Annotated in this window: 5 protein-coding genes; 2 read left to right on the forward strand and 3 right to left on the reverse strand. The window is 69.8% G+C overall.

Annotated elements, in window-relative coordinates:
• The first annotated feature begins 89 nt into the window (after window positions 1-89).
• Both HCN51_RS36460 and HCN51_RS36465 read left to right on the forward strand, forming a co-directional pair.
• A complete protein-coding gene (locus HCN51_RS36460; protein ID WP_168016073.1) occupies window positions 90-3845 on the forward strand; it encodes a hypothetical protein in 3756 nt (1251 codons plus the stop codon).
• 45 nt (window positions 3846-3890) lie between these two features.
• On the forward strand, window positions 3891-4340 hold the full coding sequence (locus tag HCN51_RS36465; protein WP_168016075.1) for a hypothetical protein: 450 nt from the start codon (window positions 3891-3893) through the stop codon (window positions 4338-4340).
• A gap of 663 nt (window positions 4341-5003) precedes the next feature.
• Here HCN51_RS36465 and HCN51_RS36470 read toward each other — a convergent pair.
• The 3 genes from HCN51_RS36470 to HCN51_RS36485 all read right to left on the reverse strand — a co-directional run.
• Window positions 5004-5378, reverse strand: a complete 375-nt coding sequence (locus tag HCN51_RS36470; RefSeq protein ID WP_168016077.1) for an SCO4402 family protein — start codon at window positions 5376-5378, stop codon at window positions 5004-5006.
• A complete protein-coding gene (locus HCN51_RS36480; RefSeq protein WP_206068302.1) occupies window positions 5375-12124 on the reverse strand; it encodes a polymorphic toxin-type HINT domain-containing protein in 6750 nt (2249 codons plus the stop codon). Before HCN51_RS36480 ends, HCN51_RS36470 begins: the two co-directional genes overlap by 4 nt.
• 9 nt (window positions 12125-12133) lie before the next feature.
• Window positions 12134-15288: LamG domain-containing protein (locus HCN51_RS36485; protein ID WP_168016079.1), on the reverse strand; the 3155-nt coding region annotated here is incomplete at its 5' end.

Here is a 15288-nt window from a genome sequence, read left to right on the forward strand (position 1 = left end):
CACTGGGCCATGAACGTCCGCGGCCCGCCCTGCGCGTCTCCCGAAGCCGTGTTCGCTACCCCCGCCACGGATCACGAAGGTGATGGGGCATGCGAAAACGAATCCACCTCCGTCGGGCCCAGGCGCCTGGCCGCTTAGCCGTCAGGCTGAAGGCCGTCACAGTCTCGGTCGTGGCGTCACTGGCACTGTCGAACGTCCATGCCGGCCCGGCGCACGCCGATCCTTCACCCCTGCCGTCCGCAGCCACGGACGACGCCCAGGCGCAAAGATCGGACGTCGGGGTGACGGCCAGGCGGGACCGCTGCCTGGCCGGGAGGGCGTTGCACGCGGGCGGGCCAGAGGTCAAGAGCGCCGTGTCGAAGGCACTGGCCGGCTCCGACACCGGCTTGCACGCGGCGCTGGAGGGCATCGGACTGAAGATCGGCACGGTGGGCGGTGCCTACTGGAAGGACAACGACCTCGTCACCGACTACCTCGCCGCGTGGGCCGACCGGCGCAGTGGGTGGGAGAGCGCGCTGCGTCCTTATGCCCAGAGCTACTTCGGGGACGCCGACCTCTATCACGCCCCGGATTTCGACGAGAGCGTCCGCGCGTTCACCATCGAGCGGCAGCGGCTGTCGTACGACCTGATCGGCACCGACGGGACACCCGTGGCGGGACAGGCAGCCAAGGAGCGCGCCACAGAGCTGGTGGCCGCAAGCCCGGCCGGCAGCGTGACGAGGATTCTGGGCGAAGCCCTGCTCAGGAACCCGTCGCCGTCCGCCAACGACATCGCGATGCTGCTGCAGTACGGCGGCTTCCCCAGCATATCGGCGCCACCGGAGTCGCAGGAGTTCCGGACGCAGGTCGAAGCCCTCAAAGTTGCCTGGGCGGCCTGCGATTCCCTCAACCCGCTCGACCCCGCGGGCGTCATGGATCCTGTGATCGCCGCCGCGCACGCCGAGTGGGAGGCAGAGGTCGCGGCGCAGGCCCAGCCGCGGGCGGCCATCGTCAGCGCGGAAGTGCAGGCGTCCCAGGCCTTGCGGGACGCCACCGAGGCGATGATCGCCTCGATCGGGGCCGCCTGGCAGGCCGACAGCATCCTGCAGTGGCAGAAATACTGGCAGGGGCAGCCGGCCGACGATCTCAACCGGCCGAAGGCCTCGCTGTTCACCCAGGCGGCCAAGGATCTCACCGCGGCGCGCACGCGCACGCAGGAGCACCTGGTGCTCGCCCGCAAGGCGGTCGTCACGGCCAAGAACGCCGAGACCGCCGCCGCGCAGGCGCAGGCCTCGGCACAGGCCGTAGCTGACGCCGCGAAGACTCCCCGGGGCAGAGGACTGTTGTACGCGCAGCAGTCGGCGCAGGTCACCAAGGCGTCCGCCGCCGCAGTCAACGCCGCCGCCAAGACCACGGAGACGGCGGTGAACGCGGCCAAGGCCACCGTGGCCGACAGCAAAGCCCTGCTCGCCCTGGCCAAGACCCAGGCTCACGCGCTGCAGGCCGAATTCCGGCGCGCGGCGGCCGAGGAGGCCGCGGCGCAGGCCGGTGCGGCCTACTACGGGGCGGCCGCGCAGGCGTACCAGGCGGCCCAGGCCGCCACCCGGGCCGTAACCGCACAGGCCACAGCCGAAGCCGCAGAAAAGACCGCCCGTGACTCCGCCGCGATCGCCGCCGAGCGGCGGACGGCCGCCGAGCTCGAGCGGGCCGTCGCGGCGGGCGCGCGCAGAACGGCCGAGAACGAGCGGGCCAAGGCAGCTCAGGCCGAGGGCCGGGCGCAGGCGCATCAAGAAGCGGCCGCGGCCGCCCGCGACGCGGCGGAGGAGGCCGGCAACGCCGCCGGAGCAAGGGAGGTGGCCGCCCAGGCGGCCGAGGACAGGGCGGCCGCCGCGCGGCAGGCCGCAGTGGAGGCGGAAGCCAGGAAGGACGCGACGGCGGCCCGGGTCCGGGCTCTCGACGCGGCCGCGGCCGCCGCTGCGGGCACGGAAGACGCGGCCGCCACTCAGGAACTCGCGGCCGAGGCCAGAACCGCCGCGGACACCGCCACGCGAGAGGCCGGCGCGGCGCGAGCCGCCGCGGATGAGGCAGGCCAGGCGGCGATCGCCGCACGTGCGGCCGTGACCGTGGCCGACGCGGCCGCCGAACGGGCCGAGTCGGCCTACCACGGCGCCTGGGCCGCCGCTACGACCACGCACTCGGCCGCGATGACGGCGCACGCGGCGGCGGCCGATGCCATCGAGGCCTCCGAGCAGGCGGCCGCGAATGTCAAGGCGGCCGAGGAGTTCGCCAAGACAGCGGCCGACAAGGCCGTCAAGGCGCGTCAGGAGGCCGTCGCGGCACGGGCGGAGGCCGATCAGGCGATGGCGGGCGCGGTCAGCGCCGCCGGTCACGCCTACGCGGCCGCCCAGGCCGGGCTGGCCGCGCGGGACACGGCGCTGGCCGCGACCAGTTTCGCCGATGACGCCATCGCGATGGGCATGCCGTATCAGGAGAGCGACTATTCGGCGGCGTTCGCCGTCCTGGTCGGGCAGACGGCCAAGACCCTTGCTGCTCAGCAGGCCGCCGCTGCCCAGGCGAAGGCGGAGGAAGCGGCCAAGGCGGCCAAGAAGGCCAAGGAACTCGCCGCGCAGGCGGCTCAGGACGCCAAGAAGGCGGCGGAGGCGGCCGCCCAGGCGGCGGACTACGCGGTGAAGGCCGCCGCCTCCCTCGCCGAGGCCCGGGCGTCGGCCGCCAAGGCCGCCGACGCCGCGGCGGCAGCCAAGAGAGCCGACGCCAGTGCCGCCGAGTACGACCGGCAAGCACAAGCTGACGCCTTCCGTGCCGGGACAGCCGCCCGGGACGCTGCGGCCGACGCGGCGAGCGCCCGCAGCTCAGCACACGAAGCGGAGAAGGACGCCGCCTCGGCCAGGTCCGCGGCCAGCACGGCCGAGCATGACGCCTCCGACGCCCGTGACCTCGCCACACGAGCCGAGCAGGACGCCGACGCGGCGCAGACCGCCGCGGGCAACGCGCAGAACAGCGCGAAGGAGGCCGATCAAGCCGCCCAGCGGGCCGAGGAGCAGGAAAGGAAGGAAGAGCAGGAGGCCAGGGCCGCGGCCGCCGCGAGCGGCAGCCGCGACGCCGGCCCCGATCTGACGGCCGACGATGAGACGATCCTGCGACAGGTCTGCGGCGACGCGTGCGTGGAGGAGTTCCGCACGGCCAAGGCCGATGCGAGCCGGGACGTCATGCAATGGGTGCGGGACAACGGCGGCGGAGTCCTGCTGGAAGTCTTCGGCGTGGAGAATGTCAGGCGGTGCGTCGGCTCACCTGCCGTCGAGCGATGCCTCACGGCGCTGGTCGACGCCGGGAGCTGGCTCACTCTGATCGGGAAGATACCCGCCGTCAGCAAGGCGATCATCCGGATCGGGTCGGGCATCGACAAGTTCTACAGCGAGACCAAGAAGGCGAAACGCGCTGTCGACCGGCTGCGCAAGATCATCGCCGACGCCAAGAAGCCTCCGTCGTGCCCCGCCCGGCTCGCTCGCGGCCTTTCCGCGGCGGGCCAGCCCGATGAGGCCGTCGAGGTCTACAGCGAGCCTCGCGCGCTCGATCCGCTCACCTTCTTCGGCAAGTACACCGGCAGGATGGACACGTGGCGAGGAAGCAACCAGTTCGAGATCCACGTCTATTACAACCATGTGGAATATGGGGTGTGGGGCTCGGAAGGCTGGTTCTCCAAGCACAGCCTCGGCATACCCAAGAACGCACCGCCAGAGCTCGAATCGGTGTTGAAGGGGTACGCGGTCGATTTCATGAGGCGGGCCGGTATCCTCAAACCCGGCGATGACATCAAGGGGGACGCCTGGAAGCGGCCGCGTTGCTGACCGCCTCCTAGAGCCATGAGGTCGCCTCACAAGGGAGTGGGATCGGTGGATTTCGTGCTCATCGAGCGTAACGAGACCGGATATCTTCTCGACCCCGCTCCCTATCTGGCGGCGCTGAAGTCTTTCGCGTCGCGGTTGCCGGCGGGCGCTCGCCGGTTCGCCACGGATCCCGATCATTACGATTTTCGCAGCGAGCGCTGCGTGAAGGATCTGAGGCTTCGCGAAATCATCGTCTCCAGCACTGGTGGCGCGATCTCGGCGCGCGCCACATTCGCGTTCAACGACATCCACCCCGAAATCCTGTGCATTTCCTATCGCGAAGTCTCCACCTGCCACGTTTCGCAGGACCCGGAGGGAGTTCTGGGTCCTGTGCAGCTCGATGAGATCCGGCCGGGCGACAGTGGCTGCGTGCACGAGATCCAGTTGATCGGCGGAACGATCCTCGTCACCTGTGCCGACCTCGACGCGACGTGGCGGCGTGCCCCCACGAGCTGATGGCCGGCTGAACAGGCGGTGATGCCGTTCAGCCGAGGCGCACCGCGACAGCATTTCTTCATGAACACGTGTCGGCTCTGCGCCAATGATCGCGAGCCACTGGAGAATCTGATCATATTCGGCGATTGCCGCCACGGAGGTCAGAGCGGGACCCGTCGGCCGGCCTTCCTGATCTCCCCGCGCCACCGGCACGATGTCTCCTGGGTAGACACAGCCGTGCAGCACCCAGGCAGCCAGCGACTCTGCTCATCGGAATCGGCGCCGGCTTACCCGTACGGCCTGTTCTGGCTCTACCACAAGATCGGCTACAAGGGCGCCGTCATCACCTACAACGGCGACCACACCGACTTCAGCGACAATGGATGGCGCCGCACGGCTCCCGCGCCGAGCGCCCCCGGCTGCGTGCGGCCGGGCTCTGAGCCGGTAACGGCAGGCGAACCTCCGCGCGCCCCATGCCGCGCCGGAGCAGCGTGCTCGGCCACCATCGGTGACCGGGCACGTGCCCGATGCCTTCGGTGTGACTTGGGGACCGGATGGGCCCAGTACGATCTTGCCTGGTTCACGACCACCCTGCACCCGGCCATGACGACCATGCTTGGGCCGGAACAGGGCACGTTCGGGGCAGAGCGTTGGGCCGACAGCCCCGGCAGATGCGATCTTGCTCTAATCCGCCAGCAAGGCGTGCAGTGCCACACTTGCCGATCTGATCACAGATTCCCAGAGACGCGACTTCAGATACTCGCTGTCCGCCGACTCGGTCCCCATTTCAGCGAATACGGCATTGAGAATCTCTGCCAGATTCGCCAGCGCCGCAGCCTCTTGCTCGGAACGCAGGTATATCCCGATTGCCGCGGACGGATCCTCCAGGACACGCGTGTCGTCGTACAGGATGTGGACATTAGTCGAGAAGTCATCATAGTAGTCTTTGCGGGGATACCGGCGCTCCACCCAGACACGTCGCTGGTGATCGCGACTAGCGAGGGCAGCCACTGCGGAGACAATCTCCATGCGGCCCTCAGGAAACCTGACATCATTCATGGCTTATACCATGTCGACCATTTGGACCATTCACTGAATGGGATATGGGCATTCTCGAAATCGTCCTTGATCGACCCGGTGATGGGGTTGCCATCCCTGCCGATGACTCTACCATTGTACCGGACCACTACATGATCGACCTGTTGAGAAGGCTGCGGATTATCGGGATTCCCTCGATCGACCCGCACTCCGTTCCCTTGATTTTCTGGATCCTGCCAGCGAGTTCCAACGCCCTTCTTGTTCGGTTTTCCGCTCCCCCACTCCGAGGGAATGTGATCGGTTCGCCCATCCGGCATCCAGCAAGGGTCGGAATTATGGACAAGAATATCCCGATTTCCCGCCAGCACGTAATATGTGTGCAGATCAGCGATGCTCAGGTTGTGGACCCGTTGTACAGTCGTCCACTTCTGCACGGCCGTGACTTGCACGTACGTCCCGGCGGACGTCCGCAGCCATTGGCCCGGCTGGAGCGCATCGGCGGTGACCCACTGGCGCAGCGCGTCCACCCAGAACGGGTGATGCTCGGTCGCGATCACCGCGCCACCGTCGTCGCTCCGCAGGCTGACCCGGACCAGCCGCTTGACGCCCTCGGAGGTGATGGTGCCGGTGACGGGCTCCGGCCCGGTGCGGCCGGTTTCCGGGTCAGTGGCGATGACCTTGTCGCCGGCTTTGACGTCCTTGATGGGCTTGGTCGTGCCGTCGGCCATCAGCACGCGGGTCTCCGGGACGAAGCTGTTCCTGCACGCCCTGGCGACGTCCTCGACGACGTCGCCGCGTTTCGCGCCGACCTTGGCGGCTTTGGCCACCTTGCCGGCGACCTTGCCAAGCCCGCTGGTCGCGACGCTGAGGCCGATGTCCACGGCCGTCCAGGCGCACGCGCTGCCGGATCCCTTGACGCAGTTGACGGCGTCCTCCACGCCGAGCAGCCCGAGGAGGCTGAAGCCGCCGCCGCGCTTGAGGCCGTCGAAGAAGCCCAGGTCTCTGGCGGCGCCACAGAACTTGACGTTGGTCGACATCCCTCTGTTGCATTCGGCCGACGCCCAGGTCGCCAGGGCCATGTCAGGGTCGTCGGTGCGCCATTTCTCCATGAGCTCGGCCTGGGTGGGAACGCGGACGTTCTCGATGACGACCGCGTCGTCCTGTGCCACCCAAGCCCGGTAACGCGGCTTCGCATGACCACCGCCGCCACCACCACCGCCGCCGCCTCCGTTGCTGCGCGGCACGTACATGCCGCCGCCGCTGCCGCGCGGGGCGTCCGGGATGGTGTCGTCATCGGGCCGCTTGTTCCTGCCGCCCGACCCGTATTCGCAGGATCCGCCGCCGCAGCCGTAGTCGAGGCCGGACGGGTCGCTGTAGGTGAGCGGGTTGTTGCCGGCGTAGGCGTAGCCCTGGTACTTCTGCGGCTCGGCCAGGTCCATGAGCGGGTCCACGCTGAGGAACCGCCCGATGGCGGGGTCGTACTCGCGCGCCCCCAGGTGGGTCAGGCCGGTGGCGGCGGTGTCGTCGATGCCGCCGACGAAGCCCTTGGTGCCCGGCCACAGGGTGAGCGGGGTGCCGCGCGGGCCGCCGAAGGGCAGGGTGCGGCGCTGGGTGAGGTTCAGGGTGGTGGCGTCCACGGCGAGGTTTCCGGTGCCGTGATGGTCGGCGATGGTGAAGGAGACGGAGCCGTTGTCCTTCTGGACGGCCTGGTGGCCGCCGCCGAGGTCGAGGTAGCGGGTGGCCTGGGTGGCGGTGGCGCCCTTGGCCAGAGTGATCTCGGTGCTGCCGAGGTAGAGGGTCGTCTCCGTCGGGGTGCGGCCGATGAGACGGTTGCCGTCGGCGTCGTAGAGGTACTCGGTGATCTTGCCGTCGGTGTCGGTCACCTTGGCCAGGCGGCCTTCGGCGTCCCAGACGAGGGTCTGGCCCTTGCCGGCGACGACGCGGGTGCGCGTGTTGCCGGTCTCGTCGTAGTCGAAGGTGTCGGGTGCCGCTCCGGTGGAGGGGGTGATGGAGGTGACGGCGTGCGGGCGGGGTTTGCCCGCCTCGGGGTAGGCGTAGGTGCGGGTGACGTCCTTGGTGGTGTCGCCGGTCGGGTCGTGCTGCGTCTCGGTGACGCGGTTGCCGACCTTGTCGTAGCCGTAGGTGTGCCAGTACGGGGCGGGCCCGCCGGGTGAGGGGGTGCCGGTGCAGGAGGTCGTGGCCTGGGCCCATGCCTCGGTCAGGCGGCGCAGGTAGTCGTAGGCGAAGCACTGCGTGTCGGTCCCGGGGGCGGACACGTCCGAGACCGACAGGACGTTGCCGGCCTGGTCGTAGCGGAAGGAGGCGGACTGGTCGGCGCCCGGCACATCCTGGCGGTGCACCGTGGAGGAGGCCAGCCGCTGCGTGCCGTACTCGTAGGCGTTGGCGACCTCGGTCAGCTTGCCGCCGGTGACCGACATCCTGTACGTCAGCGGCTTGCCGGTGTAGGAGTAGCTCGTCGTCCCGGTGACGCCGAAGGCGTTGACGGTGGCCGGCCGCAGGGTGACGTCCTCGTAGGCGTAGCTCACGGTCGCGGCCGGCAGCGAACCCGCCGCCGGGTAGCCGCTGCCCTCCGGCAGGCCGGACACCTTGTAGGAGGTCCTCGCCCGGTAGGTCCCGCCCAGCGCGCCCTCGGCGGCGTCGATGGCGACCTCGGTCGTCACCGGCCGGTAGAGCCGGTCGTATTCGGTCACCCGGGAGGTGTAGGTCCGGCCCGAGGCGTGCCGGGTGGACTCCGACAGCTGACCTTCTTTGATCGTGTCGTACGTCCACTCGGCGCGCAGCTCACCGGTGGCCGAGCCGGTGCGGAGCTGGGTCCTGCGGCCGAGCCCGTCGTAGAGGTAGGCGAGCGAGCCGCGCGCGTCGGTGGCGAGCGTCAGCTGGCCGCGCTCGTCATAGTCGTTGTGGGTGGCGCCCTTGTCGGGATCCGTGGCGTCGGTCAGCCGGCCGAGCAGGTCGTAGGCGTAGGTCCAGGTGTTGCCGGCCGGGTCCTTGACCTTCTCAAGCTTGCCGGCGGGGTTGTAGGCGAAGGTGGTGACGTCGGCGGCGGCACCGGCCTCGCGCTGGTGGTGCTGGTGCAGCTCGACGGTCCGGCCGCGGGCGTCGGTGACCGTGGTGGTCGCGGTGCCGCCCTGGGGTGGGATGACGGTGACGCGGTCGCCGCCGTAGACGGTCCTGGTGGTGGACAGCACCTGCCCGCCGTCGCTGTTGCCCGCGATCTGCTTGACCTCGGTCTCGCGGCCCAGCCCGTCGTAGAGGTGGTGGAACTGCGATTCCAGGGTCAGGGCGTTCGCCGGCTTGAACAGCTGTCCGGCCTTGCCGTCCTTGGTGTAGTAGGTGGCGAACTCGACGCCGATCAGGCCGCGCTCGTCGTAGAGGGTGTCGGAGATCAGCAGCCCGCCCTCGGGGCCCGGGCTCTGTGTCTGGCGGGGGCGCAGGAAGCCGTCGAACAGCGTGTACGAGGTCTGCTGCTCGCCCAGGTTGCCGATGGTCTTCGTGCCGACGGCGGCGGCCTGCTCGCCGGTGATGGAGTAGGTGAACTCGTACGTCGGGGTCTGGCCGGTGAGCCGGTCCGGGAGCCAGACCTTGCTCGTGCGGCCGAGGGCGTCGTAGGCGAGGTTCGTGGTGTTGCCGTTGGTGTCCACGATGCGGGTCGGCAGCCCGCGGGCCGGGTTGAACGTCGTGACGGTGACCTGGGTGCTGGCCGGGTCGTCCGGCCTGGCCCGGGGGGTGGTCGTCGTCACGGTGGTCGCCACGCCGGTCGCCGGGGCGCGCTGGGTGGTCGTGGTGCGGCCGTCGGTGCGCGCGGTCCTGGTCAGCGTCCCACCGCTGGTGACCTTGACGTCGGCGGTGAGGTCGGTGCTGGAGGTCACCCGCCCGTAGCCGTCGTAGGCCGAGCCGGACTCCAGGTAGACGGCGGTCGTGCCGGAGTACTTCCGTAGCACGGCGGTCGCGGTCGGGTCGCCCTTGGACGGGGCGGTCCCGTAGGCGCCGCCGTCGTAGGCGGACCTGATGTCGGTGATGACGTCGTCCGGCCGGGTGGCGGTGGCGCCGCACGCCTTGGCGACCGTCTCGACCCGTGCCGGCAGCATCAGCAGGCCGCTGTCGGTGGCGTACGTGGTGCGGGTGCACGTGTCGTCGGCGGCCGTGGAGTCGTCGCCGAGGTCGTTCACGCTGACCAGGCGGCCCGCGACGGTGTCGTAGGTGTTGGCGACGGAGGTGGTGCGCCACTTGTCGCCCTTGCCGCCGTCGAGCGAGGTCCAGGACTTCGAGCTGGCGGTGCCGGTGAAGTTGGCGGTGATGGTCCCCCAGTCCCGCTCCTTCTTCGCGGTCTCGCGGTGCCATGGCCTGGTCACCGTCTTGGCCAGCACCGTCCCGCCCGGGCCCGAGTAGGTGACGGTCTTGTACGCGAACCCGGCGGCCGACTCGTGGTCGGTGATCGGGTCGCCTTCTCCGTCCTCCAGCTTCACCTCGACGGTCTTGGTGCCGTCACCGGAGTCCCGGCCCTTCCTGTCGCCGTGCATGCCGCGCAGGAAGTAGGTGTCGGACTGCGTCTTCATCGTGCCGTCCGCACCGCCGGTGCGCACCTGGACGTGCCCGTAGCCCCGCCACTGCGACCAGGTCTTGAACTTCTCCTTGGTCAGGCCGTCGTCATCGTCGTAGTGCCAGGCCGCGCCGTCCTTGTAGTCGTAGGAGGTGACCTGGTCGGCGGCTCCGCCGGTGCGGTCGCTCAGGATCACGTCGGTGACCACGTACTTGTTGAACCAGCTCAGCTCGGGGTCGTCGGTTGAGCTGCCGCCGAGGTACTGGGGGAAGCAGCGGGTGGTGTTGGTCTGCGGTACGGGCAGCTTGTTCCATCCGCAGTCGGGCTCGGAGTAGACGACGTCGATCTGGCCGCCGGCCTCGTCGGAGATGCTCTTGAGCCGCTCCTTGATGAAGGGCGCGTAGCCGTCGCCGGTCTTGTCCAGCCGGTTGTCCCGCTGCGTGTAGGTGAAGACGATCTTCGGGAGGGTGATCGCGGGGGTGGCGGTGTGCCCGGAACGCTGGATGGAGGACAGCAGGAGCTGGTAGTCGGTGTCGGCCATGCCCCAGCGGTGGGTGAAGGCCCACGAGTCCGCCTGCTTGCCGCCGATCTCGGTGGTGATGGCGGTCAGGCGTTTGCGGGTGAAGAATGCCGGCGACATCCGGCCCTCGTCGCAGTCCTCGCCGCTCTCGCAGTTCAGGTCCCAGGGGGTGTCGTACCAGTGGAAGGCGTCCTGCTCGATGGAGGAGCAGGTGGCGCCGGTCGCGCTGTCGGGCAGGCAGCGCTCGCCGCTGGTGAAGTTGACCTTGGCCAGCGCGGCGGTGGTGTAGACGGTGTCCTTGCGCAGCCCGTACTCGATGGACTTCAGCACGCCGCCGCGCACGTATCGGGTGTTGTTCGTCTTGTCCAGGAAGCGGCCGTAGGAGTTGGTCTCCTGTTCGTAGTAGTAGGCCATGGCGTTGCCGTGCGGGTCGACGACGTAGTCGAGGTTCCACCGCCAGCCCTGTTGGCACCACGAGTCGCTGATCTTGTCGGCGTGGCACTCCTCGCCGGCGTCGTCGCCGAACACCGGCACCGTCCAGGTGGACCCGGTGGTCGGCTTGCCGCTGCTCCAGCCGGGCAGCCGGTTGTAGCCGAAGTAGTACTGGACGCCGTCGGGGGTCGTCAGCTTCCAGTACTCGTCCTTCCTGGCGCCGTTGTCGCGCACGTCGCCCGTGCCGCCGTAGAGGCGCTGGATCCTGCTGCCGTCGTCGCCGCGGAACTTCCAGGTGTCCTTGCCGTCCGGGACGAGCTCGCCGCCCTTGCCGTCGAAGGAGATGAACGCGTTGTCGTAGGCCCAGCACAGGTCGCCGACCTTGAAGCCGTCGGCGTTCTTCACCCCGTCCTCGGAGCACGGCTTGTATCTGCGCTCGATGTAGCCGGGCGACAGCTCGAAGCCGTCACCGATCCAGGACGCCTGGTTGTTGGTGCTGGAGGTGCGGCCGTCGATGGCGCCGGAGGAGTAGGACAGCTTCAGGTCGGGGGTCAGCCCGCCGGGCACGTCCGGCACGGCGATGGGGTAGCTCCAGCCGAAGTCTCCGGTGTTCAGGTCGGTGGCCCAGGTGGCTGAGGGCGACAGGGGGCTCGCCGTGTAGTCCCCCTTGTCGCCGGCCGCCGCCGAGACGGCGGCCAGCACGGTGGGCGCGCCGGCCCGCAGGGGCGCCCGGCGCGCGGTGAGGGTGTGCTTCTCGACGTCGTTGACCGTCTCGACGGGTGTCTTCACCCGGCATTCGGGCTCGGCGGGCGTGGTCAGTGCGCACGCGGGCAGCTCGGCCAAAGTCAGGCGGGAGGCGTACGCGCCGCCGTACAGCTCGGCGAAGGCCGTGTAGTCGAGGGTCACCTGCCGGGACGGGGCTTTGAGGCCGGTCGTGGGCGCGAAGGTGAACAGCGGCCCTGACGTCCCCGCCTTGCGGGCGCTGTCGCGGCCGAGCACCTTCACCTGGACGCCGGCGCCGGCCGACGCGCCGGCGGCCGGCCACGTCGCCGCCGCCTTCCGCGGTGCCGGGACCTTGTCCACCGGCCGTGGCCTGGCCGGGGCAAGGGCCCCGGGCACCGGCTCGCTCTGCCGTGGCGAGCCGTCGTCCTGGGCGGCGACCTGCGGGGTGAACGGCAGCACCTGCAGCAGCCCGCTGGCCACGATCACGGTCAGGGCCGCGGACAGGCGCCGCCACCATCGGATGTTGCTCATGACGACCCTTCAGTTGCCAGGGACTTGCGAGGGGAGGCCGGGCTGGCCGACCGCCAGGTGCGCGACCTGCAGCTCGCTCAGCGCGCCCTGGAAGGTCCACACGTCGGAGATCAGGCCGGGCCAGTACTCGCCCCAGGTGGACGCGCCGGTCTTGGCGCGCCCGAGCTGCAGGGGCTGGGTGGCCTTGAAGGTGCGGGTGTTGTCGGTCCAGGACAGTTGCGCCTCACAGGCCGGATCGTCCTGCTCGCCGTCGTCATCGTCGTCGGCGCATCCCAGGCCCTGCGCCTCGCCGTCCACGTACAGGGTGAGCTCGTTGGCGAAGGCGTCGTAGACGACCGCCAGGTGCGTCGGATCGGTGGGGCCGTAGAACTGGCCGTGCTCGGCCTGGGCGACGAGCGCGCCGTCGGTGTCGGCGTCGGCCATGGTGACCTGCCATCGGCCCGGGTCGGTGGGCGTGTCTTCGGGGTCGTCGCTGGGAGGCGGCGGCACGTACCGCAGGGTGATCGCGCTCTGCTTGACGCCGGGCACGGTGAGCACGGCCGTCTGCTCCTTGGGGAACGACGACGCCTTGGCCCACAGGGCGAGCGTGAAGCTGCCGCTGGTGTCCACCGGCGTCGCGGCGGTGACGGCGTACTGGCCGGCCCCGTTGAGGGTGAGCTGCCCGTCGATGAAGCCGGGGGCCACGGTGGCGCCGTTCTTCAGGGTGAGGTCGTTGCGCGGCTCGGTGTCGTCCCGCGTGAGCGTCCCGTCGGCCGCCATGAGCTTCCAGCGGGCGGTGACCACGGGGCGTTGCCTGAACAGCTGGCTGACCTCGCCTGCGGACAGCACCCGGTCGTAGAGGCGCAGGTCGTCCAGCTTGCCACGCAGGAAGCTCACCGGGCCGGCCGAGCCGCCCACCGGGCCCGCCGCGCCCATGGTCAGCTCGCCGCCGGCGTACCACGGCGTGGTGAAGGGGCGGGTGGCCCTGAGCTCGCCGTTGACGTAGAGCTGGATGACCGCCGCGTCCCTGTCGTACACGCCCACCACGTGCGACCACTCGCCGAGCCCGGCGTCCACGCATGTGACGGTGCCGTCACCGCACGGGTCCTGCACGGCGCGGATCGGCGTCGCGGCGGAGCTGTCGGCATCGGCTCGCATGAACACCCATCCGGACGCCGAGGAGTGGTACAGCTCGAAACCGCGGTGGTTGACACCCGCCTGGCCGATCACCGACATGCTCCTGGCCTCCTTGTCGGGCGGCACCCAGGCCCAGGCCGAGACGGTGAAGCTCTGCGCCGTGTCGACCATGGGGCGGCCGACGGCCGCGTAGTCGTCGGTGCCGTCCAGTTCCAGCGCCTGTCCACGCACGCCGAGCACGCCCGCGCGAGCGCCGCCGCGCAGGGCCGCGCTAGCCTGCTGGGGCCGGCCCGTCACGTGCGGCTGTCCGGCGTCCTCGTCGAGGTTCCAGACGAGCTTGGCGGGGCGGTTGGTGGTGACCGGCTGCTTGCCGGACAGGCGCAGGATCTGGTCGTCGGGAAGCTGGTAGTCGAAGAGCTGGACCTCGTCCAGGTCTCCGGCGAAGAAGCTCCTGACCCAGTCGTGCCGCATGCCCTCGGCGCCCAGGACGGTCCTGCCCCGGGCGTCCCACGGTCGGGAGTAGCCGGCCTGTCCGGCCTGCACACCGTTCACGTACAGCTTGATCTGCTGTTCGGCGTTGTCGAACACGCCCACCAGATGCGTCCAGACACCCAGCCGGGAGGCCTCGCACGCCGTATCGCCGGACGGGCAGGGCGGCTGCACGGCCTTCACCTCCGGCGCCGCCGCGGCATCGACCGCATGCGTCATGAATGTCCAGCCGGTGCCCAGATAGGTCAGCTGAAAGCCGCTGGTGTTGACGCCCGTCTGCGAGATCGCCGTCATCGCCGTGGGAGCCCGGTCGGCCGGCAGCCGCGCCCACAGCGACACCGAGAAGCTCCTGGAGGTGTCCAGCGCGGGTGCCTCGGTGGCGGCGTGGTCGTCGACGCCGTCCAGGTGCAGGCCGCCGGCGCCCGCGACGCCCTCGCCGCCCGGGGTCAGCCCTCCTTGCAGCGCGGCGGGCCATTCGGCGCCGGCGCCTGCGGCCTGCGTGGCGCCGGCGTTCTCGTCCAGTTGCCAGGCGGCGCGTTCCTGCTGGCCGGACCGGACCCGGAAGCGGTAGCTGTAGGGGGCGGAGGCGTTCCCGGCCGCGTCGAAGGAGCGGACGTAGAGCGTGTTCAGGCCGATCTGGGCGGGCAGCAGCTTGATCGTCTTGTCGGCTCCGGCGGTGGTGGCGATCGCGTGGTCGGAGGAGGCGTCGACGTTCAGGCCCCACCAGTACTTGACCACGCCGGTGTCGCCGCTCTTGAGGGTGAATCCGCCGTACTGGCCCATCCCGTCATACCAGGGGGCGTTGGGGTCCTCGGTGTCGAAGGGCGGGTATTCCGGAGAGCTGACTGTCGGTGCCTTGGGCGCGGTGGGGTCGTAGGTGAAGTAGCAGGACGTCGGGCTGCCTTCGTGGGACCAGGGCGAATACCGCAATCCGTCATAGACGCGGGCGAACCAGTGAACCTGGACGTTCTTCGGGATCGTCGACGGCAGGGTGATGACGAAGTCCGACCCGGACTTCTTGGGCCCGGTCAGCCGCTTCGTCGGCGACCAGGATCCGCCCTCCCACTCGGCCCTGAACTCCACCGACACCTCGTCGCCGTCGGGGTCGGTGACATGGTTGGCGTAGATTTTGCCGAGGGTGCGCACGTACGGGGCGTCCGGCGGGCGCTTGCAGATGCCGCCGTACTCCATGGTGAGCTGCGACATCTTCAGTTGCGGCGGCGGCCGGTTGTATCTGACGCGCAGGTAGGCGTCGTCGGAGAAGCGCTTCCAGCCGTAGGCGTCGTCCTCGTCGGTGGCCCGCATGCCGAACGTCAGCGTCGACCAGTTGCTCTTCGCGGCCAGTTGCACGGCGGATCTGACATCGAACTCGGCGTCTTTGGCGGCGCAGCCGTCGTAGCCGTAGGCGAACGACCTCGTGTCGAGTTTGTCGAGCCAGAAGCCAGAGGTGTCCTGGGTGTTCCAGGTGGTGGAGGAGGAGATGCCCTTGGTCCGCCACACCTGTACTCCGCGTTCGGTGCAGGAGGCCGACCAGGTGTTGCGTACGACGAACTCCGCCT

The organism is Nonomuraea composti (assembly GCF_012034275.1).
Lineage (GTDB): Bacteria > Actinomycetota > Actinomycetes > Streptosporangiales > Streptosporangiaceae > Nonomuraea > Nonomuraea composti.

What these genes read in the sequence shown, in the direction of transcription:
- HCN51_RS36480 (WP_206068302.1), bottom strand. Translation starts at nt 12,124, where the DNA reads ATGAGCAACATCCGATGGTGGCGGCGCCTGTCCGCGGCCCTGACCGTG.
- HCN51_RS36470 (WP_168016077.1), bottom strand. Translation starts at nt 5,378, where the DNA reads ATGAATGATGTCAGGTTTCCTGAGGGCCGCATGGAGATTGTCTCCGCA.
- HCN51_RS36460 (WP_168016073.1), top strand. Translation starts at nt 90, where the DNA reads ATGCGAAAACGAATCCACCTCCGTCGGGCCCAGGCGCCTGGCCGCTTA.